Source organism: Clostridium sardiniense, assembly GCF_016907995.1.
In the GTDB taxonomy this organism is placed as follows: Bacteria; Bacillota; Clostridia; order Clostridiales; family Clostridiaceae; genus Clostridium; species Clostridium sardiniense.
Genome location: NZ_JAFBDA010000033.1, coordinates 14,532 through 34,644, shown reverse-complemented (window position 1 = coordinate 34,644; position 20,113 = coordinate 14,532). Strand labels below are relative to the sequence as shown.

Annotated in this window: 22 protein-coding genes and 1 pseudogene; 10 read left to right on the top strand and 13 right to left on the bottom strand. The window is 25.6% G+C overall.

What is annotated here, in order from left to right; genetic code table 11:
* A partial coding sequence (locus JOC62_RS17620) for a hypothetical protein (RefSeq protein WP_204596590.1) occupies positions 1 to 479 on the top strand: 479 nt, incomplete at its 5' end.
* Between the two features lie 317 nt (positions 480 to 796).
* Here the strand turns inward: JOC62_RS17620 and JOC62_RS17615 are convergent.
* Together JOC62_RS17615 and JOC62_RS17610 are read right to left on the bottom strand one after the other, a co-directional pair.
* Positions 797 to 1,015 (bottom strand): hypothetical protein, encoded by a 219-nt coding sequence (locus JOC62_RS17615; protein ID WP_204596589.1) that lies wholly within the window; start codon positions 1,013 to 1,015, stop codon positions 797 to 799.
* 4 nt (positions 1,016 to 1,019) lie between these two features.
* Positions 1,020 to 1,481 carry a hypothetical protein gene (locus tag JOC62_RS17610; RefSeq protein ID WP_204596588.1) on the bottom strand — a complete coding sequence of 154 codons (462 nt, stop codon included), beginning with the start codon at positions 1,479 to 1,481 and terminating at the stop codon, positions 1,020 to 1,022.
* A gap of 639 nt (positions 1,482 to 2,120) precedes the next feature.
* Here JOC62_RS17610 and JOC62_RS17605 point away from each other — a divergent pair.
* From JOC62_RS17605 to JOC62_RS17565, 9 genes are all read left to right on the top strand, one after another.
* Positions 2,121 to 3,284 carry a radical SAM/SPASM domain-containing protein gene (locus JOC62_RS17605; RefSeq protein WP_204596587.1) on the top strand — a complete coding sequence of 388 codons (1,164 nt, stop codon included), beginning with the start codon at positions 2,121 to 2,123 and terminating at the stop codon, positions 3,282 to 3,284.
* Between the two features lie 5 nt (positions 3,285 to 3,289).
* Complete coding sequence (locus JOC62_RS17600) at positions 3,290 to 4,405, top strand: radical SAM/SPASM domain-containing protein (RefSeq protein WP_204596586.1); 1,116 nt, start codon at positions 3,290 to 3,292, stop codon at positions 4,403 to 4,405.
* 18 nt (positions 4,406 to 4,423) lie between these two features.
* Positions 4,424 to 4,687, top strand: coding sequence for a hypothetical protein (locus JOC62_RS17595; RefSeq protein WP_204596585.1), 264 nt, complete (start codon positions 4,424 to 4,426; stop codon positions 4,685 to 4,687).
* 13 nt (positions 4,688 to 4,700) lie between these two features.
* On the top strand, positions 4,701 to 5,897 hold the full coding sequence (locus JOC62_RS17590) for an MFS transporter (RefSeq protein ID WP_204596584.1): 1,197 nt from the start codon (positions 4,701 to 4,703) through the stop codon (positions 5,895 to 5,897).
* 6 nt (positions 5,898 to 5,903) lie between these two features.
* A complete protein-coding gene (locus JOC62_RS17585; protein WP_204596583.1) occupies positions 5,904 to 6,170 on the top strand; it encodes a hypothetical protein in 267 nt (88 codons plus the stop codon).
* Positions 6,171 to 6,443: 273 nt separating this feature from the next.
* Entirely contained in the window at positions 6,444 to 6,734 is a 291-nt protein-coding gene (locus JOC62_RS17580; protein ID WP_204596582.1) for a hypothetical protein, read from the top strand.
* Positions 6,735 to 7,114: 380 nt separating this feature from the next.
* Positions 7,115 to 7,609, top strand: a complete 495-nt coding sequence (locus JOC62_RS17575; protein ID WP_204596581.1) for a hypothetical protein — start codon at positions 7,115 to 7,117, stop codon at positions 7,607 to 7,609.
* Positions 7,610 to 8,005: 396 nt separating this feature from the next.
* The gene (locus JOC62_RS17570) at positions 8,006 to 8,908 is read left to right on the top strand and encodes a tyrosine-type recombinase/integrase (protein WP_207758212.1); all 903 of its coding nucleotides are present in this window, start codon (positions 8,006 to 8,008) and stop codon (positions 8,906 to 8,908) included.
* Positions 8,909 to 8,961: 53 nt separating this feature from the next.
* The gene (locus tag JOC62_RS17565) at positions 8,962 to 9,402 is read left to right on the top strand and encodes a hypothetical protein (protein ID WP_204596580.1); all 441 of its coding nucleotides are present in this window, start codon (positions 8,962 to 8,964) and stop codon (positions 9,400 to 9,402) included.
* A 452-nt stretch (positions 9,403 to 9,854) separates the two neighbouring features.
* On the opposite strand, the gene JOC62_RS17560 is transcribed toward JOC62_RS17565, so the two are convergent.
* From JOC62_RS17560 to JOC62_RS17510, 11 genes and pseudogenes are all read right to left on the bottom strand, one after another.
* Positions 9,855 to 10,331 carry a dUTP diphosphatase gene (locus JOC62_RS17560; RefSeq protein ID WP_204596579.1) on the bottom strand — a complete coding sequence of 159 codons (477 nt, stop codon included), beginning with the start codon at positions 10,329 to 10,331 and terminating at the stop codon, positions 9,855 to 9,857.
* 18 nt (positions 10,332 to 10,349) lie between these two features.
* Entirely contained in the window at positions 10,350 to 10,856 is a 507-nt protein-coding gene (gene nrdG / locus JOC62_RS17555; protein WP_204596578.1) for an anaerobic ribonucleoside-triphosphate reductase activating protein, read from the bottom strand.
* 39 nt (positions 10,857 to 10,895) lie between these two features.
* Positions 10,896 to 11,852 (bottom strand): annotated as a pseudogene (gene nrdD, locus JOC62_RS17550) (anaerobic ribonucleoside-triphosphate reductase); the annotation flags it as partial.
* A gap of 100 nt (positions 11,853 to 11,952) precedes the next feature.
* Entirely contained in the window at positions 11,953 to 12,636 is a 684-nt protein-coding gene (locus JOC62_RS17545; RefSeq protein ID WP_204596577.1) for a GIY-YIG nuclease family protein, read from the bottom strand.
* Positions 12,637 to 12,808: 172 nt separating this feature from the next.
* On the bottom strand, positions 12,809 to 13,990 hold the full coding sequence (gene nrdD, locus JOC62_RS17540; protein WP_207758211.1) for an anaerobic ribonucleoside-triphosphate reductase: 1,182 nt from the start codon (positions 13,988 to 13,990) through the stop codon (positions 12,809 to 12,811).
* An 11-nt stretch (positions 13,991 to 14,001) separates the two neighbouring features.
* Positions 14,002 to 14,250 carry a hypothetical protein gene (locus JOC62_RS17535; protein WP_204596576.1) on the bottom strand — a complete coding sequence of 83 codons (249 nt, stop codon included), beginning with the start codon at positions 14,248 to 14,250 and terminating at the stop codon, positions 14,002 to 14,004.
* Between the two features lie 18 nt (positions 14,251 to 14,268).
* Positions 14,269 to 14,841 carry a hypothetical protein gene (locus JOC62_RS17530; protein WP_204596575.1) on the bottom strand — a complete coding sequence of 191 codons (573 nt, stop codon included), beginning with the start codon at positions 14,839 to 14,841 and terminating at the stop codon, positions 14,269 to 14,271.
* Positions 14,842 to 14,882: 41 nt separating this feature from the next.
* Positions 14,883 to 15,287, bottom strand: coding sequence for a hypothetical protein (locus JOC62_RS17525; RefSeq protein WP_204596574.1), 405 nt, complete (start codon positions 15,285 to 15,287; stop codon positions 14,883 to 14,885).
* Positions 15,288 to 15,315: 28 nt separating this feature from the next.
* Positions 15,316 to 15,711 (bottom strand): DUF488 family protein, N3 subclade, encoded by a 396-nt coding sequence (locus JOC62_RS17520; RefSeq protein ID WP_204596573.1) that lies wholly within the window; start codon positions 15,709 to 15,711, stop codon positions 15,316 to 15,318.
* Positions 15,712 to 15,923: 212 nt separating this feature from the next.
* A complete protein-coding gene (locus JOC62_RS17515) occupies positions 15,924 to 16,733 on the bottom strand; it encodes a hypothetical protein (protein WP_204596572.1) in 810 nt (269 codons plus the stop codon).
* A 126-nt stretch (positions 16,734 to 16,859) separates the two neighbouring features.
* On the bottom strand, positions 16,860 to 20,099 hold the full coding sequence (locus tag JOC62_RS17510) for a PHP domain-containing protein (RefSeq protein ID WP_204596571.1): 3,240 nt from the start codon (positions 20,097 to 20,099) through the stop codon (positions 16,860 to 16,862).
* Positions 20,100 to 20,113: the final 14 nt, after the last annotated feature.

Genomic DNA, 20,113 nt, shown 5'->3' with positions numbered 1-20,113 from the left:
ACACAAAACTCAAAAAACAAATTAATACTAATAAGAATAAATTAGCTAATTTGAATTATTATATTAATAATTATGAAGAAATATATGGAGTTAATTTTGATGATTATTATAATTATTATGAGGAAAAAGAAAAATGTATATCAGAATGGGAAAAAGAGATAAAAAGTATTAAACAACTAAATAAAGAATTGATTTTAGAAGTTCTTAAGAAAAAATATCTTATAAAACTTGATGCCTGGAAATATGAAGATGAATATAGATTTATTATATATGATCATAATAGCAAAGATAGAGTTACTTTTTTAGATGGAATAAATGAAGCAATAGAAGAAATAATTATTGGGGTAAAAGCAAATGATATAGATATAAAGATTGTAGAAGCATTAAATAAAAATATTTTTAATGATAAATTAAAGATAAGTAAGTATTCTGATTTACTAAATGAAAAAATATGTAATGATAAGTATGTGTACAAGTAGTTATTTAGCATTTATCCATACTATAATGATTAATGGGGGGAAGGCTAAAAATAAAGAATTAAAAGTTATACCTTCAGATTTGCTAATATTAAATTCTATTGTAAGTAGTTTAATAATAAATGTGAAGAAGGGGTTAGTGTAGATGGAGTAGTCAGAATAGATACATAGAAAGAGTTATATAGTAAATAATTAATTTTAATAAAGAATTATATATACCATGATAAAATAATAATAATTTAAAAGTTAAAGAATAGAAGAAAACAAAAACCTTATCCTTTATTGAATGAGGTTTTTGTAAGAAACTTTCATGAAAATAACTACTTCTTTTTATAAGTTTTTTCTATTATTGAAAATAAACTTATTACTAAAATAGTAGTACATTGAGGCCATCCAATACCTGATGTAATTTTTAGAGGATTTACTTTAAATAAAATCCAAGGGAGTATAATTGATATAGACACAGCGACTAACCAATATAGATATTTATTGCTTATAAAGTTTCTGATGCATTTATTTTTTTTAATAAAGCTATTCATACCATCACCACCATGTATCAAATTTTATACTTAAAGTAGGATATCCGGAAGGTTTTCCTATAAGAGTTACCTTTATACCTCGAGCACCATCGTATAAAATATTATTTTTTATTTTATTTAATGTATTAGCTCGTTTATCGACTGCTTCATTTACTAAAGCAGAACTTACTCCTATGAAAGCTCCAATTTTAGGGAGTTTCTTTGATATAATAGAACTTATACCTAAATCAATTAAAGAGTTTCCTGATCCAAATTTTTTCCCATAATATCTTTCTAATTCGTATTTTGATAAATAAAGTATTTTTGAAGTTTGAGGTCTAAGAGTTCCACCACCACCTGTAATATGCGCTCTTGGCGTTATTGTATGTACTGAGTTTATTTCACTAGCAAATGATGAAATTGGAGTAAATAGAACTGATGAGACTATAAGAGTTGAAGTAAATAGACTTATTTTTGATAATTTCATAATTAATCCCCCTTTTTATTAACATATGATAATTGTAACATTTGTGGTATTTTTATACATTACATAAAGATGACAAAAGTTTAAAAAAATAAAAACAAAAAGAGACGACTTAAATAGTTAACTAATATAAAGAAATTTTCTTTATCTTTATATATAATGTTAATAAATAAATGAGCAGGAAATAATCATGGTGGGTGGGGTTCTCCTAAGTTGAGTTAGAATTGTATAACTGATTCAAAAATAATAAAATGAAATATATGGTAACTTTGTATAGAAAATAATTTGATATTACTTAAAACAATTCTTCTGAATGTTAACAATAAACTTATATTTTTCATAATTATTAATTATTTAAACTTTTTATTAACTATTTGAATTTAATTACATTTTTTTATTTTTTAATGGTAAAATCTCTATAAGATACATGTATTTTGAAATTTTAGATAATAATTTATAAGGAGGTACTTTTTATGAAAAAACAATCAAAAATTTTAACTGTAAAATTTGAAAAAGTTGACTCAAAAGAATTAGCATCTCAAAGTATTATAGCTTCTAAATCACATGGGCATTAATTTAAATTAAATAATAAGGTAAGTATGTAATACATACTTACCTTTACATTTAAATAAGGAGGCTTTTATGATTGATTCTAATATTATAAAAAATATAACTAATTATTTATCTAAGTCACAAAACTTTAATGATCGAAAAAAAGAAAAAATATTTATGGATACTTTTATTTCAAATATTACTAATAAAGATATTTTAAATATAAAATCTCCTTTATGGGTAGGGTGGAAAATAACAGGCAAATGCAATATGAATTGTTCCCACTGCTGGGCGAAGTTAAATAATTTTGAAGAACCTTTGAGTGTTATCCTAAAAACTATAGAAAAATTCAAATCTTTAGAAATTCTTCATATCACATTAAGTGGTGGAGAACCTTTCCTAAGGAATGATATTTTTGAAATTCTATCAGAATTAAAAAGAAATCGTTTCTGTTTAGAAATTTTTTCGAATGGGACTTTATTAACTAAAAATATTTGCGAAAAATTATCTCAAGTTTTAAATTTAGAAACTGATTGTATTCAAATCAGCCTTGATGGCTCCACCTCTAATACATTTGAAGCTCAAAGAAATAGTGATTCTTTTCATTTAATTATAAAAAATATAAAACTATTAAAAAAATATAATATAAAAGTACGAATTAACTATACGGCTTCATATTTTAATGTTTTTGACATTCATAATACATACAGTTTAGCTAATGATTTAAACATAGATACTTTTAGTATTAGTCATGTTTACGATTTAAATAAAGGAAAAAATTTATATTCTAAATTAGATTTAAATGACTTTTTAAATGAAATAAATAAATGTATTTTATCTTCTTCAAGTTTTAAAACTAAATTAAGAATTTTTATACCCGTTGAATTTTTTTCAAATTCAGCTAAGTTTTATATTCAAAATTTAAATGATTGTAAAATAATTAATCCTGATTATCTTCTTTATTGGTTTATTAATTATAAAGGAGATATTTATCCTGACGTAACACTTGAACAAGAATCTTTTAAAATTGGTAATATATACACTGATTCCTTACTCACATTAACTAATAACTTTAAAAAAATTTCTACTTTAATTTATCAACGTGATTTATCTAATCAAGTATGCCGCTATTGTGATTATCTAACAATTTGTAAGGGTGGTGATTTGGGTAGAAATCATCTTTTAAATGGGTTTCCAAATATAAAAGATTATAGGTGCAATTTAACTTATAACACATTAAAAAAGGGAGTTTAAAATTTATGAATGAATTAAATCTATCTCTAAATAAATATTTTAAAAATAAATATCTCATTCAAAAAAATAATCATATTGATTTCTTAAGTTATATGAAATTAGAAATGGATCGTTGCAATTTATCTCATTTAAGTGCACCTTTATTAGTTGGTTTAAAAATAACTAATCATTGTAATTTTAGTTGTCCTCATTGCTTCAGCTCTAAAACTAATAAAAAACATTTATTATTAGAAGATGTTAAAATCATATTGGATAAATTTGGCCATAAAAAACCATATTCCATCTATTTAACTGGTGGTGAACCATTACTTAATCCTGACTTTTTAAAAATAGTTAAATATATAAAAAGTAAAAATATCGTTTTAACAATTCATACAAATGGTTCTTTGCTAAATCATTCTTTAATACATGAACTTTCTAAAATTTTATCGCATACAGATTGTATTCAAATTAGCCTTGATGGTCATACTAAAGAACTTTTTGAAGAAACTAGAAATATTGATTTTTTTGATCAAATAATAGCTTCTATTCAATTATTAAAAACTTTTAACTTAAAAGTAAAACTTAATACAGTTGTAACTAATAAAAATGTTAAAAATTTAATAGATATTTATAAATTAGCTATTTATTTAAATGTTGATATTATTTCATTTTCTCCACTATTAGAGTTATCAAATTCTAATGACTGTTATTTACCTTCTGATGATGAAATTTTAACTAATTTTATAAATGTTCTAGATTATTATTTTAAATATCCAAATAATCTTTATATCTCCCAAGATCCTATTGCAGTTCCTTGGGGAAATACCTATCTAAATAAATATTTAAGCAATACTAAATTAATTTGCCCTGCCAATAGGACATCAATAGAAATTGATTCTTTTGGAAATGTATTTCCATGTCCATTTTTACATAAATCTACTTTTAAAATTGGAAATTTAATTAATAATACTTTATCTGAAATATGGAATAATGAAAATATTATTTTTAGAAATTTAATTTGGAATAATAATTCAAAATGTTCAAAATGCTCAAATCAAAAAAATTGTACTGGCGGCTGTTTTGCTGCTGCCTACATAAAAAATACTAATTATGACCCTAGATGTTCTAAATTTAAATAAAAACTTAGGAGGAATACTATGATAATAAATAAGAATATTTTCTTTAGATTTGAAGAACTAATCGATAACGGTACATTATATATTTATAATTATCAAACAGAAGAAATTATAAAATCAAATGAATTGACATATCATATACTCATTTTTATAGAAAAAAATTTTAAATATGCTGATATTATTCAAAATTTAAATTTAATATATGAAGATGTTCCTATTTTTGAATTAAGAACTTCTGTCAATCAAATATTAGATTATTTAATCGAAACTAAAATAATATCTTAACTTTGGAGGAACTATGAAAATTTCAAAAAAAAATTCTCCTTTCACAGAATTTTTAAGCTTTGATAAACCTATAATTAACTACATTATTATGCATTGGTTTGGTGGTATTTTTTTAATATACACTGTTTTATTACCTATATTTATGAACAAACTCGGTATCGATATAAGTAATGCAGGATTAATAATTGGATTATCCTCATTATTTGATATTATTTTTACATTTATACTTAGTAAATTTATAGATAAAGTTTCTCCTAATAAAGGAATTTGTATTGATTGGATTACTGAAAGTATTCCTCCCATAATATATGGATTATCTTCAACTACTTTTGGTTTCTTATTAGGAACAATTTCTAGTAGTATTACTAATATATTAAATCCAGTTTACAAAATTTATGAAAGTAAAATTTTCCCTCAAGAAAATATGCAAAAAATATACACATATCATTTAGTAACACCTGAATTATTTACTATTTTATTATATCCATTAATAGGTTATTTACTCACATATAAATTTCCATCTATACTAACATTCAGAATAATTTTCATTTGTTGTGGTATTGGATTTTTATTTGTTACAATATTTGCCCATAAAAATTTAAAAAAAATTAATCCTAGTACTATAAAAACTTCATCAATGAAATTTAAAATTCCTAAAGAATTATTTACAGGTACACTTGCTAGTATTTTAATTAATATAAATTTTAGTCTACTTTCAACATCTTTTACTATATACTATATGTTAAGTGTTCTAAAATTTTCTATATTTGAAATTATGATAATTGAAGTAATTTATTCAATTGCATCATTAGCAACGGGATTTTATACTAAAAACTTAACTAGTAAATTTAAAAATGAAAAAATAGTTCAATTCGGATTAATTTTCTTTTTAGCTTTTTCATTTTTATTAACGTTTGGTAAAAGTTATATGGTTATAATTATTGCATATATATTAAAATCAATAGGTAATACTATATGGTTTCCTAGTCATTATTCAATACTAATGAAATATATTCCATCAGAAATTAGTGGAAAGTTTTTTACTAAACTATCATCTTTAACTAAACTTTTAAATATAATTGTCCCAATAATTGCTGGATTCTTAGCACAATTATTTGGGTTCTTTGTTCCTTTTGGAATATCAATAATATTATTAATTATTTTATATTTTATTTATCGTTCATTATTGCATTCAATTTCAAATAAATAAAATAAGTTGATTAATGAAGGAAATACGGATTTAAAAACAGGAGCTTCTAGTTTTGAAGTAATAAATGATAATAACAGAAAGATTGTAAAAGTAAATTTAATATATAAAAATAAAGTTCTAATTGTAGGAATACTTAATAACATAAGAAAGAATGTAGAAAATGCATTTAAAGATCAATGTGATGAAATAGATTTAAGTATTACTCAAGAGAATCCAACGGATGTATATGAATGTAAGTATATAGATAGTTCATGGGATAAAGAAGTTAAATAATAAAAAAACCAGTAAGTGGGCAGTCTTACTGGTTTTTAATTTTCTTTTACTTACTATATAAAAGAAATTTCGTGTAAACAATAATTTATATTGAGGTTGGGGGATGTCCCATAATTGGAACTTATCTAGATTATTGACATTACTATAAAAAGATATACAGAATTAGGAGGGATATTATAGCAAAAATATTAATTATTAACATAAATTTTAAAAAAATATATAAAAACAGATGATAAAATTATTATAATGATTAATATATTGGAGGCTGATAGAATGGATATAATAGAATCGTTTGGAAAAATATTATTTATAGTTGGTGGGATAGTTGGATTGTGTAACATTGTATTGTTTTTGATTTTGATAATATGCATACCAATGATAAACAGCAGAATAAAATCAAATACAGAATCAATAGAATATAATACAGAAAGGATAGAGAATACGCTTAGGAATATAAATAAGAATTTAATTAGATTGGGAAGAGATATTAATAAGAATAATAAAAGGGAAATGGTAGATATAGATAACGAAGAAACAATAAAAGAGGAATCTCATTCATATTAGAATGAGGTTTTTATTTTTTACAAAAAAAGATAGCAGACTTTATATGTACGAATATTTTGCTGCTATCTTTTTATATATTGTGTACTAGGTGTCATCATTATAAATTAAATTACAACAAAAGTAAAGCACCTAGTAAAAGTTATACTTTACAGATTAGTTTTATATTGAATTAAGAGATAAGATTAATAAAAATAAATAAAAAGGATATAAATAATTTATTCAATTTTATATTAAATTAAAATCTGAATTTTAATAAAAATTAGGTCTAAAAATCAGTTTTTATACTATTAATCTAAATCACTACTAAACTACTTGACTACATCTATACTTTTATATATTATATAATTATAAATATTTGTATTGTATGAGGAGAGGGTATTATGAATAAATTTACAGGTCTTGCTATTAGAATTATTGAGAATAAAAAACCAGAGGAGATTATCAATTATCATTATGCTAAGGAAATTGAAAGCTCTAAGGTTGCGTTATCAAGCGATTTAAGGGTTTCTAAGGGGCATATTGCTGATTTAGAAAAGCTAATATTATTCTTTAAATCAAAAGATGATGGTAAACAAGTTTATGTTTCTGCTGATATTTTGGACGTTCTATCAAGTAAAGAACCTTTTATACCAACTGAATTAGAGGAATATATCCCAATTCCTTATTGTAAGGATAAAAAACATACATGGATTTTAATTAAAAATATAACTATTGTGAATGAAAATGAATTAGATGATTATATTGATAAAGATGGAAAGCCACTTGTGGAGGCGTTGAAATCCCCAAGATTTCCAAGATTGTATTTTAAAGAAAAATCTAAGGATTCCATTAATATTGAAAATTATTCTAAAAATATGCCTAAGTTATTTAAATAATATAAAAAAGTAGTTAAGATTTATCTTCTTAACTACTTTTTATATTAAAATTTCATTTTTTAACATAAATTTCGCTAAATCATAATTTAGCGAAATAACTCAATGATTTAAAATGGCTCAACCAAGCCGTTTGTACCGAATAAGGCAAATTTCATTAGGGAATCTTTGCTTTCGGTAAAATCGAATAATCATATCAATAATAACTATATCGATTTATACAATATTTAAATTTCAAGAAAATATATAACCTAGTAAAACATCGATTTAAACAAGCTTGAAATTTAAATTATACAAAAAATAAATAAAAAATATTTAAGAAAGGTTGTGTGAAAAATAGCTAAAAGAAGTAAAAGAATAATATTAAAAGTACCAATAGAAAAAATAAATAAAGAAACAATGAAATATTTAAAAAAATACAAAGTAGATATGACAATTAAAGAATTATCAGAGAAATCAATATATAATTATGAAAGAGATTTAATTGCATGGTTTTCTTATATATATATGTTTCAAGATAATAAATCAGCCTTAGAAATAGATGAGGATGATCTCACAGAGTTCTTCTACTATTGTAAATCTGAAGGTAATAATTCAAGAAGAATAAAAAGAAGAATGTCTAGTATATCTGCTTTTTATATATATTTAAAGAAAAAAAGAATAACTAAGGAAAATCCTATGGAATTTATTGATAGACCAAGAAAGGATACTGATGTAGTAGAACAAACTTTCTTGACTCAGGAACAGGTTGATTTAATGATGGATAAATTAGAGAGTTTAAATGACTTACAAATACATACATATATATCTGTTGGATTATCAACAATGGCTAGAGTTAACGCTTTATCTAATATGAAATGGGAACAAATAGATTGGGATAACTGTGTTGTTCAAGGTGTTTTAGAAAAGGAAGGCTATATTGTGGATCTTGATTTTGATGAATACTGTAAAGAATTATTATTAAGATTGAAGGCATATAGAGAATCAAAAGGAATAAAATGTGATTATGTATTTGCAACGAGATACGGGAAGGAATATAGTAATCCTACAAATACAACCTGTAATAAGTGGTGTAAGAAGGTCGGTGAACTTATCGGTGTCCCTACCCTACACAATCATGATTTAAGACATTCAGGAGCTACATTGCTTAAAAATAACGGTTGCGATTTAGAAGATATAAGTAAAATGTTAAATCATGCTTCTACTGATGTAACTCTGAAGCATTATATAAAACAAGATACTTCAAAACTTAAAGAAGCAAAGGCTAAATATGGAGCTTTAAGAAGTAGAAATAAAGAATAAGAAGCATTTTCTTTAATAAACAAATTAATGTTTGAAAGGAGGTGCTTTTTTTTATGGAAAAAATATTATTAGATTTAGTAAAATATGTTGGAGTACCAGCTTTATTATTGATTATTATATTTATGTGCTTTTATAAATATGGTGATAAGATCATAGAATTAATCAAAACAAAAGGTAGTAAGAATTCATTAGAACCATTGATAGAATCAATAAAAGAAGACTCAAGAGAAGATAAAAATAAGCTATATGAATTGATAGAAGATGGAAAAAAACGAGAAGATAATTTAAATATTAAGATAGATGAAACTAATGCAATTAATAGAGAATTAGCAGCAGCGCTAAACCAATCAACTGCAACTAATAAAGAATTGTGTGATAAAATGAATTTTGAAATTATAGGGATTAAAGATGATGTTAGCGATTTGAAAAATTCCTTTACTAAGATTAATGATAATATATTAGAAATAAAAATAAGAAGTGAAGAAAAGAAATAGAGAGTATTATAACTCTCTATTTTTTTTGCTTATTTTTAAAATTATATATTAGTATTTATAAATAGAAGTAGGTAAAGTAAAGGAGAAGCTTATTATAATAGCCTCCCCCTCTCCCCAAAAATCCGAAATCTATAGTTTTATATTAAGTATTATAAGTATGAATGATAGTATAATTTTAGCCATTTCGGGAGTAAGTTTAAACACAAAGTTTCTTGTAATAATCTCCAAGTGAATCAACTCCTTTTCTTAATTTTTAATTATTCTTGACTATTTTTTTACTTAAATAAACAGAATTAAAATATAAGAAGTGTATTTTGGATTATTAATATTAACCTCAAAATTGGTTTAATTCAATTTTAGAATATGGAGTATTATATACAACAAAACATGTGATTAACCTTACAATAACATTATACCATATATATACAAAAATTCAATATAATTCAATAAAATTATTTGGTTCCTGTAGTTCCAAATCCCCCACGATTTTCATTCCCAAGTAAATCTACTTTTTTAAATGTTACTTCAGGCATTGATTCCATTATTCTGAATTGACCAATCTTATCTCCTTTTCTTATCCAAGTTCCCATCATAGTAACTTTATTTCCTTCCAATTCAAGCTTTTCACTAACTTTTGCCATAGTACATTGAACAGGAATATGCCATTGATCGTTATCACCTATATATGTATCGTCTACTATTCCAACGCTGTTAGTTTGTATTATTCCCCAAGTTTTAAATGTTGAACTTCTAGGGGCTACATGACCTTCCCATCCCTTTGGTAATTCTAATGCAAATCCTAGTGGTATCATTGCATGCCCCATATAAGGTACGAAAACATCTTTGTTTGCGTATACATCGATCCAATTACCTTTGCTTATTTTCTCTAATTCTGTTGCTCCATCAAAATATTTAATTCTTAATTCCATTAAAATTTCTCCCCTTTGTTATTTATTGTATTTATCAGATAAAATTGTTTTATTTTTTCTTAATGATTCTTGTACATCTATTACTCTTTGGTTAGATGAACCTCTATATCGTAAATTAATATCTTTATTCTCTATTTGGAATTGCCCGTCAACTAATATATCAACATAGTTTAATATTTTCATACATTTATTATTTTTTATTAAGTCTTCGAATAAATTTCCAGTCCACATCCATATATTTACGTTAGTTTCTAACTTTATTCTTTTAACTAAGCCGAGTATTATATCTAAATCTTGTTGGAATGGTTCTCCACCTAAAATATTAGCATTTCTAACTCTTTCGTGCTTTAAGTAAGATATAAATCTATCTTCTACTTCTTTAGTATAAGGTTTACCATAATCAAAGTTCCAGGCAACCTCATTAAAACATCCTTTACAATGAAATTTACAACCACTAAAGAAAATAGTAGATCCTATATATGGAGAATTAGCAATATCAAAAGGCTTGATTTCTGCATAATTCAATATAAACATCTCCTTTCTAGGAGGGATATACCCTCCTAATTATAAATGCATTACTCTTTCTCTTATTTCCTGTGTTCTTCCTTTATTCCAGAAGTTTGTACCAATGTATCCACAAGTTCTTCTCATAACTTGCATTTCTTTTTCATCTTTATTTCCACAGTTTGGACAGTACCAATTTAAATTTTCATCGTTTAATATTTCCCCTGTAAAGCCACACTTATAACATATATCAGGTTTAGTATTTATTTCTGCATATTGAACGTTATGATAGATGAAATTAATTACTTCTTCTACTGCTTCAAAATTCTTACTCATATCTGGTACTTCTATATAAGAGATACATCCACCAGAAGATATGCTATGGAATTGAGCTTCAAATTTTAACTTACTGAAAGCATCTATAGGTTCTGTTACGTTAACATGGTAACTATTGGTATAATATAGCTTATCTGTTACGTTTGGTATTTCGCCAAACTTTTGTTTATCAATTCTACAGAATCTATATACTAAATTTTCAGCAGGAGATCCATATAAACCAAAGCCTATACCAGTTTCATTCTTCCATTCATCACATTTCTCTCTCATTTTATTCATTACTTCTAATGCGAATTTCTCACCTTTAGGAGTTGTGTGGCTTATGCCTAACATGGATTGAACCATTTCATATATACCAACATATCCTAATGATATAGTTGAATAGCCACCATGTAATAATTGGTCTATCTTTTCACCTTTTTCTAATCTTGCTATAGCTCCATGTTGCCAATGAATAGGTGATACATCACTTAATGTACCTTCTAGTAAATGATGCCTTACTAATAAAGCTTCCTTACAAAGATCTAATCTTTTATCGAGTATTTTCCAGAATAAATTCATATCTTTATTTGCGATTATTCCGATTTGAGGTAGATTTAATGAAACAACACCTTGATTAAATCTACCATACCATTTATAGTTTCCATTTTCATCTTTCCAACAACTTAAGTGAGATCTACACAAACGAGATGTACATTTCTATACTGATTACTCGCTCCGACTATATCTTCATTACATACATTAATGTAATGCCTTGCACTTCCAAATGAAGAATTTCACTTCAAATGTACTCTACTAACTTCTTGCTATTTATAGCAATGTTTTCGATAGTCTGTTGACCTTTTATATAATCTTCGTAATATTTAAAATAATATCCTTTATAAGGAGATTTTGTTCTTCCATTACATCTAAAACATACCATAGTATCAGTTGTTACTTTATGATATTTTTGTAATTCTTGTATTGAATCAAATATTAGAACTTGACTAGGATCGTTTATAGAAACGGATACGCATTTTTTTGAATTTTTATTATATTTTCCACGCTTTCCATACATTCCATTTCTCTCCCCCTTTAGTCCTCCATTGATTCTCATAGGGTTCTTATCTCCAAGTTTACTTTGTCTTATTTTTTCAGATATCTCAGTCTTATTAGGATGAAATGATAATGTATCGCCACCACATTTACCTTTAACGGCTTTAGAATTATATCCACTATTAACAGCATCCAATTTATTTATCCAGAATAATTCTTTTTCATCTAGCTCATCTTGATTTGTAGCTGTGTCTATTTGAAATATTTCGAAATTTTCAACCCCATATTTTCTAACAGCTCTATAAAATTTAGTATCATGTTCATATTTTTGATATCCCATATGTCTGCTAAATCTTTGCTTAAGACTTTCTGATGTTTGACCTACGTAAACTTTATTATTTACTTTACAAATTATTTTATATACTATCATATATTATCACTTCCAATTCACTTAGAAGATTATATAACTTGGCACTGGATTGCCATATCCTTCGACTTAGGTTTCCCAGTTAGCACAACTTCTATTGTTCATTTCCTAACAATCCTTAACGTAAGCTGTACACCCTATATTTATAGGTTCACAAGGTTTTATATGAGCAGTTTTATTTACCCATAGGAGGAAAGTTATTGCCTTCATAATTTTGTCTCATGATTTTAGCTGATTGATAATCAGGAACTAATCTTTTAACATTGCATTTAGCTGCCAACTTAGTGATGTAATCATATTTTCCGCCTTCTAAGCAGTTGTGTTCATCTAATACATATATAAGTTTAGGAAACGCCTCTCCAATTTCTTGACCTTTATAGTTTTTCATACCTTCAAGTCTTTGTATTATCATTTCTTCACATATTAATGCTTCTTCTTCCTCAAACTCTGATCCTTCTACTATTTCTAAGTAGATAGTTGCAAATGGAGATTGACCATTTGTAGAGTTTAAAGTTGAAAGTTGGTATCTGATTGTTTGTATACCAGCTTTAAGACTTTCTAACTCCCTATCTTTAGCTAACTTTTTAGCTATACATTCATCATTAAACATTTCTATATATTTCTTATAGTATTTATCATAAGTAACCTTTAAGAATGGTGCTAGATGCCTTATCGTTATACTTTGCCCACCATATTGTCCACTAGATACTTGAGCCATAATTTGAGTTGTTATCGTACAAGCTGTTTCAAAACTCTTAGGAGTCTCAACTAATTTTTCATTTATAACAGTCCCATTTTGAAGCATATCTTCTAAGTTAATTAAATCGCAATTAAATATTTTTTGTAATGTATAGTCCATATCATGCCAATGCAATATACCATTCATATGAGCTTGAACTATATGAGGTGGAATTAACTTTCTCATAGCGATATCTTTTGATACCTCTCCAGCTATTAGATCTCTTTGAGTAGATGCTACTGCAGCATTTTTATTTGAGTTTTCTTTTATAACATCTTCATTAGTCATATCTACTAATTTAAGAATACTTTCATCTGTAGTGTTAACCTCTCTTTTATATTCCTGTATAGCTCTATATCCTTCATAAGCTTTAGCAGTTTCTTCTTCTCCTAATGATATAAGCTTATAATATACATCTGTTTCTATCCCTTGTACAGTTTCTTTAGTTATCCCTTTAATTAAATTCATCTCTATTTGATCTGCTATTTTTTTAGCTATATCTTCCTTAACTATACCGCTTCCGTTTTTCATAGCCATCATAATAGCATTAATTATTTTTTCTTTATTAAAATCCACCTTTTGTCCATCTCTTTTTGTTATTTTTATTGTCTCTTTCATATAATTCCTCCTCAATTATTTAATAGGTATTCTAAGAATAATTCAGCACCATTCTTCTCGTCATTGGTAAGAGAATTAGATTTGTTTAAGAACGATTTAAAGTCATTTTGTAATGATTTATTTTCAGTTTCTTTTATCTCTCGTTTTATATCAATGATGTTATTATGCTTCATTTTTTCTTTTAAATCAAGACAGTTATTCCCATGAAATCGTATCATTTTTTTATTAATAGTCTCTCTAATTGAGTCACTATCCTTCATAAGAAGACCTCCTTAAAATTATTTATTTTTTTTATTTTCTATGTATCCTGTTACAGTATATTTTCCCATATTATTTACTCTATTTAAATATTCCGTATCATTCTCACCTCCATTACGTTCAATTAAGACATCTAATCTGTTTGGACTATTAAAATTAGAACCACCTCTATCAGAAACAGTAAAAACACCATAGTCTTTTAGACTGATTTTAGTGCCTAATTTATATACATTAGATGCAACCATTCCATATTTAAGTTTCTCCCCTTTACAAGTAACAGTATGTCCACCATTTTCTTCAGGAAGAGATGTATAAAAACTTAGTGTGAATTCAACCTTTCTATCTATATCTTTTTCTTTTTTTAATTGTTCTTGTTCCTCTATGTACTTTAATCTTTCCTTTTCTTGTTTAACTCTTGCTTTTAAAATAAGTTTTTTTAGAATATCTAAATTAGGAGTTAATTTTGGTATGTTCTTATATTCTACTAATCCAACTTTTGAAGTATCTATTCTAGGTATATAATTATTATGAATTGCTATTGAAGTTATAACAGAAGAGGTTATAATTATAGAACCTAGTAATAATTTCTTCATTGCATCACCCCCTTTAACAATATTGTTTATTTATTTTTATATTAAAAACAACCATTAGAACAATGTGCCTTATATATATTCTCATATGAGGGAAAACCAAAATATTCTCCTCTACTCTCTTTATACATACTGTATTCTAAATCATCTCCACATATATAGCATATGTCTTCTTTATTACAATATATTTTTAACGTTTCTTTCATTAAAAGAATGAAATTATATTTATTATTATTAAAATCGTATTTAAATTCATCATAATAATCTTTAATTTCATTTAAATGATTCTCACATTGCTGCATTATGACAGTTTTAATTTCATTTGTTATATTTTTATGATTTAGCTTTTCAATATTACTTAATTCTTGTATTAAGTTAGAATATCTTTCAAATACCTCCTTATTACTTATTGAATTGTCTATTATGTAATTTAGTAAGTCTGTTTCCAATTTATTTTATCCTCCTTACATTTTATAATTAAATTTCTTTAATGTTATATCCTGCTTCATCAAATATTTCAACTATTATATGCCTATGACAAAATTTATTTTTTGATTCATAATATAGTAATAAAACATTAGTTCCGTTATCTAAGCACTTTTTGACTTCATTTAAATCTTTAATAGAGTCTATATTTATACTCAAATAGTCTATAAATTCATTTCTAAATTGATTTTCAGTTATTAATCCGTTCTTATATGTATTTAATAATGTATTTGTTGGAGCTAAACCTTGGAGCAATTCAATCCCTTCTTTACTGAAATCCATATATTTAGGCTTATATCTAGTAATTGCTATGTTGAATGTATTCTTTAATTGTTTCCATCGTCTCCAATTAACAAAATAACTTGTATATAAAGTTCCTTTATTCATTTGAAATAACCCCCTTTTTATTGATATTTTTATGTTATGACTTGATTTTGTATGATTTATTAATCATTTACGAGTAAATCTAATACAAGTATTATTAATACTTAGGATATTAATAATTTATTATTTTGATAGCCTTTAATATTCACTTTCTTCTTCCTTATATAACTTAAATTAAAATCCTGATTTTAATTACTTATTTTTTATTTATTGTATTATTTGATACTTATTTTCTTCTTACTCTTTCTCTTACCTTCCCCAACATGATTGTAGAAATATAAGGTTTTATTTACTACATCATTTTTCATTTCATCATATTTATGTTTATATTGCTTAATTAGCCTAACTCTTGCTATATCATCTTTATATGTAACCTTAAATTCTACTCTATTCTTATATTCTTTCGGACTTTCTTTATCATAACCATTTAAATTTCTTTCTGTTGAGAACTCTTTTAATATATTTATTGTTGAATTTATATTAAATTTCTTGTTTAAAGATATTAGATCTTTAATATTATTTTTAGCAAATTTTCTTCTTACTTCGTTATCTCCTTGCTTAACAATTAAATTATGCTCCAATAGCTCTCTATTTTTTGTACTGTCATTTTTAATCAATAATACTTCATGTAGTAATGTATCTCTTCTTTTTTCACACTCGTCAGCTATTTCTTTATAATAGTCTTTTTGCTTCTTTAAGACATTAAAGAGCGTTATAATATCATCTATTACATTCCTACAGTCTCTATTTAAGTCATCCAACATATTAGGTTCAACATACTTTGAGACTTCTTTTGTAAATAATATTCCTATTTCTCCTTGTTCTGAAATGCCTACGAAATCAATTATAGCTACATCTTTATTATTTAAGTATTCCTCTTTTGTCTGTCTATATATATTTAGCATTTGTTTATAGTTACTTGTATCAATGTTGCTCCTATAATTAACTTCCTCAATATCTCCATTATGATAAGTTATCTTTATTTCATACTTATCATATTTTCTATTTTTATTTGTCGCTGCCATTTTCATAACCTCTCTTTCATTTATCTTATGTACTTATAATACACCCCTCCATTATATCTGTCAATATTATTTTTTATTTATTTCTATAAAAATAACCCTAGTAAAGACTAAGGTTATCAATATTGTTTAATTATTTAATTTTTTCCATCCATAAAGCCAATCATCATAAGAACCTTCTATTGGTTCATAGATACCTTTTCCGTTTTCATCGGTACCTATTCTTCTTTGTTTTTGTTTCTCGCCTATTTTACCTATCTGTATCATATCAAATTCATCAAAAGGATTTTTATTGAAAGATCTCTTTAATACTTTATAGACTATTTCTTCTCCATCTAATCTATATATGGTTATTCTAGGAGAATATTTAGCATCTATATTAAGAATTATTGCTTTATCTTTATGTTTTGGATATTTAGAATAACAATATCCTAGACATTCGTATTCATATTTTAATCTTTCAAATATACTTGTTTTAACATTCAATTTTGATATAAGCATGTTTATTATTTGTTCTGACTTAATTTTATTAAATTGTTTTTCAGTTTCATTGCCATAAGGTTTAAAATCTTCAATATTATATCCTAGTTCTATTAGTTTGTCCTTTTTTATTGTTTTTCTATTATTCCATAACTCAAATATATCAACTATAGATAATAATTCATTTGGATTCCCAAACTCACTAAAATAGTCCATTTTTATAAGAATATCTATCATTGTTTTGTTGGCTGAGGTTTTATCTTTTATATCCTTTAATAATTCTATAAAACTATTATATGTATTATTTCTAAGATCATATAATTCACCTGGAAGTTTTTTGCCCATATTTTTTATAGAAGATAGCGAAGGGTTTATTCTATGATTTTTCTCATCTATTGAGAATTTTCTATTATCTAATCTAAATTTATATACACCCTCTAGTATTCCAAAGGCTTCTTGCATCTCTTTTTTATAAGCTGTTACTTTATCTTTTTTACCTTTTTCAGTATAAGTTTGTAACATAACTGAATAAAAATGATAAGGGTAATTGGCTTTTAGATATGCACCATATATACTATCATACGCATAAGCATAAGCATGACTAGCATTAAAAGCGTATCTTGAGAAATCTTCTACTATTTGGAATGATTCTTCAAATCCATCTAGTTTTCCTGTATGTTCTATCCAAGCAATACTAAGTCTTTCTTTTAATTCTGCTAATTCTGGAGCTTTAAATTTCTTTTTACTTATTTTTTTAATAATAGCATAAGTTTCGGTTTGCTCTACACCTAACCAACCTAGGTATGTCATAATTGACTCTTGATACATTATATAATGGAAGCTATCTTCTAATAAATTATCTAATTCGGCTATGCTAGTAGTGTATGTCTTCCTAGCTAAAAAAGTACTTAGCATACTCTTAAATCCTGGTCTTAATGCTGATACCAATGCTGTCATTTCAGCTATGTTCTTAGGTCTATATTGTTTGCAGCACTGTACCCCAAAATTACTTTCCATTTGATTTACACCTAATGTATATCCATTAGCATAAATATCCCATGTTTTTTTATCATTTTTAACTAATTCAGTTAGTTCTCTAATATTATGTTTAGGAATACCAATACTATCATAGATCTTTTGAACTGTATTAGCTACATCAACTTTAAGTAAATCATTTTTAACAAATTTATATGTTTCAGCAACATACCCATCAACAACGGTAGTAATATATTCTTTTTTTGTACTTTCAGATTTACATTTAATTAATCCAATTTCTCTTCTAATATCCCCTTGATATAAGAAGTAGCCACACGGGTGACAAGATTTTGAATTAATAATACCTTTATATTTTTTACTCTCTTGTATATAAGGTTCATATTTCTCATCAACATAATCATAAAGATGAATAAATTCTTTTTCATCATCTTCTGCATTATTCAAAGCTTTCTCATATGATTTAATTTGTTTAATAACATTATTAGCTATCTCAAATGGGACTCCCTGTGATTTACAATATAATTTAAAAGCAGATGAATCTTTTAATTGTCCAAATGCTATCATAGGATAAGCATGGTTTTCTCCTAATAATTCTTTTTGTACTTGTGCAAATATATCAACAGTACCTAAATTAAGATCAAGGTCTGGGAGTGACTTTGTCTCTAATATTCTTGTTTTACTCATAAATCTTTCAGGATATAATTTTACAGGTGCTTCAAATCTATTAAGGTTACTAAATCCTAATAATGTATTTATAAAAAATGATCCACCTGATCCTCTAGCAGTAGGTGATATAATACCACCTCTTTTCTTTCCTTCCTTAACTATTTCATAGTCCAATAAAAAATAATCTGTCATTTTTGTTTCAGTTATAGTTTGATATTCATTTTTTACACCTTCCATGTAGATTTTTTTCTGCTCTTTGGATAAATAAGGTGCAAAATCTCTTTTCCATGCTGCATTTATTAAATCTTTTAATTTTTTATCTTTCCATTCTTGAGATTTACCTGGATATAATGAAGGCAATTTTATATCTTTATCGAATGTAATATCATCAAAATTTAAAATTATATTAGTGTTATCCATGGCTTTTTCTATTTCCTCATCAGTTAAAACACCTTGCTCTTTAAATCTTTGAAAAGCTTCCTTATAAGATGGATAATCTAAGTACCAACCTTCTTCGTTTTCATAAAACATACCTCTTGCTTCTAAATAGTTGTCTCTTTCCTCTGAATCTGATGTATGTATATAATGACTATCACACCCCATAATTAATGGTATGTTTAATTGCTTTGATAATTTTAAAATATGACTATTTAATTCTTTTTGAGATTCAGTATTATGATATTGAACTTCTAAATATAGACTATCTTGGAAATGATCTTTTAATTGTTTAACTACATCATCTGCATTTTCTATTTGCCAAAAAGCAATACAAGCAGTTGTTATAAAAACATTTTCTTTATGTAAAGACATTAATAATTCTAAATCAACCCTTGGCTTATTATAATATCCAGTAATATTAGCTTCTGATAAAATATCATTAATCTCTCTTCTACCTTCTTCATTTTTAGCTAATAATATAATATGACCATACTTTTCTTTGCTAAATCTATCTTTTACCCAATACGCTTCTGTTCCAAATATAAATTTTAAGTCTTCTGGAACATTCCTTTCCCCTTGATCCCTTCTTTTTTTTAATTCTGCATTTTTATTTTGAACAGCTTCATATACTCTATAATAATGACCTTGCCACCCATGTTCAACGCTTGATAACACATTATGTCCTAATTCAATTATTCTATCTACATAATCCTCTATCGAAACAGGACTATCAGGAGTAGATATATTACTCCATGATGTATGCTTGTGATAATTTTGATATCTTTTCATTCTCCACCTCTATT

Bases quoted from the DNA above. Each gene is read 5' to 3' on its own strand.
- JOC62_RS17520 (WP_204596573.1), bottom strand. From the start codon at position 15,711: ATGAATAAAGGAACTTTATATACAAGTTATTTTGTTAATTGGAGACGA.
- JOC62_RS17610 (WP_204596588.1), bottom strand. From the start codon at position 1,481: ATGAAATTATCAAAAATAAGTCTATTTACTTCAACTCTTATAGTCTCA.
- JOC62_RS17575 (WP_204596581.1), top strand. From the start codon at position 7,115: ATGAATAAATTTACAGGTCTTGCTATTAGAATTATTGAGAATAAAAAA.
- JOC62_RS17605 (WP_204596587.1), top strand. From the start codon at position 2,121: ATGATTGATTCTAATATTATAAAAAATATAACTAATTATTTATCTAAG.
- JOC62_RS17530 (WP_204596575.1), bottom strand. From the start codon at position 14,841: ATGAAGAAATTATTACTAGGTTCTATAATTATAACCTCTTCTGTTATA.
- JOC62_RS17570 (WP_207758212.1), top strand. From the start codon at position 8,006: ATGAAATATTTAAAAAAATACAAAGTAGATATGACAATTAAAGAATTA.
- JOC62_RS17510 (WP_204596571.1), bottom strand. From the start codon at position 20,099: ATGAAAAGATATCAAAATTATCACAAGCATACATCATGGAGTAATATA.
- JOC62_RS17615 (WP_204596589.1), bottom strand. From the start codon at position 1,015: ATGAATAGCTTTATTAAAAAAAATAAATGCATCAGAAACTTTATAAGC.
- JOC62_RS17595 (WP_204596585.1), top strand. From the start codon at position 4,424: ATGATAATAAATAAGAATATTTTCTTTAGATTTGAAGAACTAATCGAT.
- JOC62_RS17515 (WP_204596572.1), bottom strand. From the start codon at position 16,733: ATGGCAGCGACAAATAAAAATAGAAAATATGATAAGTATGAAATAAAG.
- JOC62_RS17535 (WP_204596576.1), bottom strand. From the start codon at position 14,250: ATGAAGGATAGTGACTCAATTAGAGAGACTATTAATAAAAAAATGATA.
- JOC62_RS17560 (WP_204596579.1), bottom strand. From the start codon at position 10,331: ATGGAATTAAGAATTAAATATTTTGATGGAGCAACAGAATTAGAGAAA.
- JOC62_RS17545 (WP_204596577.1), bottom strand. From the start codon at position 12,636: ATGATAGTATATAAAATAATTTGTAAAGTAAATAATAAAGTTTACGTA.
- nrdD (WP_207758211.1), bottom strand. From the start codon at position 13,990: ATGAAAGAGACAATAAAAATAACAAAAAGAGATGGACAAAAGGTGGAT.
- JOC62_RS17565 (WP_204596580.1), top strand. From the start codon at position 8,962: ATGGAAAAAATATTATTAGATTTAGTAAAATATGTTGGAGTACCAGCT.
- JOC62_RS17600 (WP_204596586.1), top strand. From the start codon at position 3,290: ATGAATGAATTAAATCTATCTCTAAATAAATATTTTAAAAATAAATAT.
- JOC62_RS17590 (WP_204596584.1), top strand. From the start codon at position 4,701: ATGAAAATTTCAAAAAAAAATTCTCCTTTCACAGAATTTTTAAGCTTT.
- JOC62_RS17580 (WP_204596582.1), top strand. From the start codon at position 6,444: ATGGATATAATAGAATCGTTTGGAAAAATATTATTTATAGTTGGTGGG.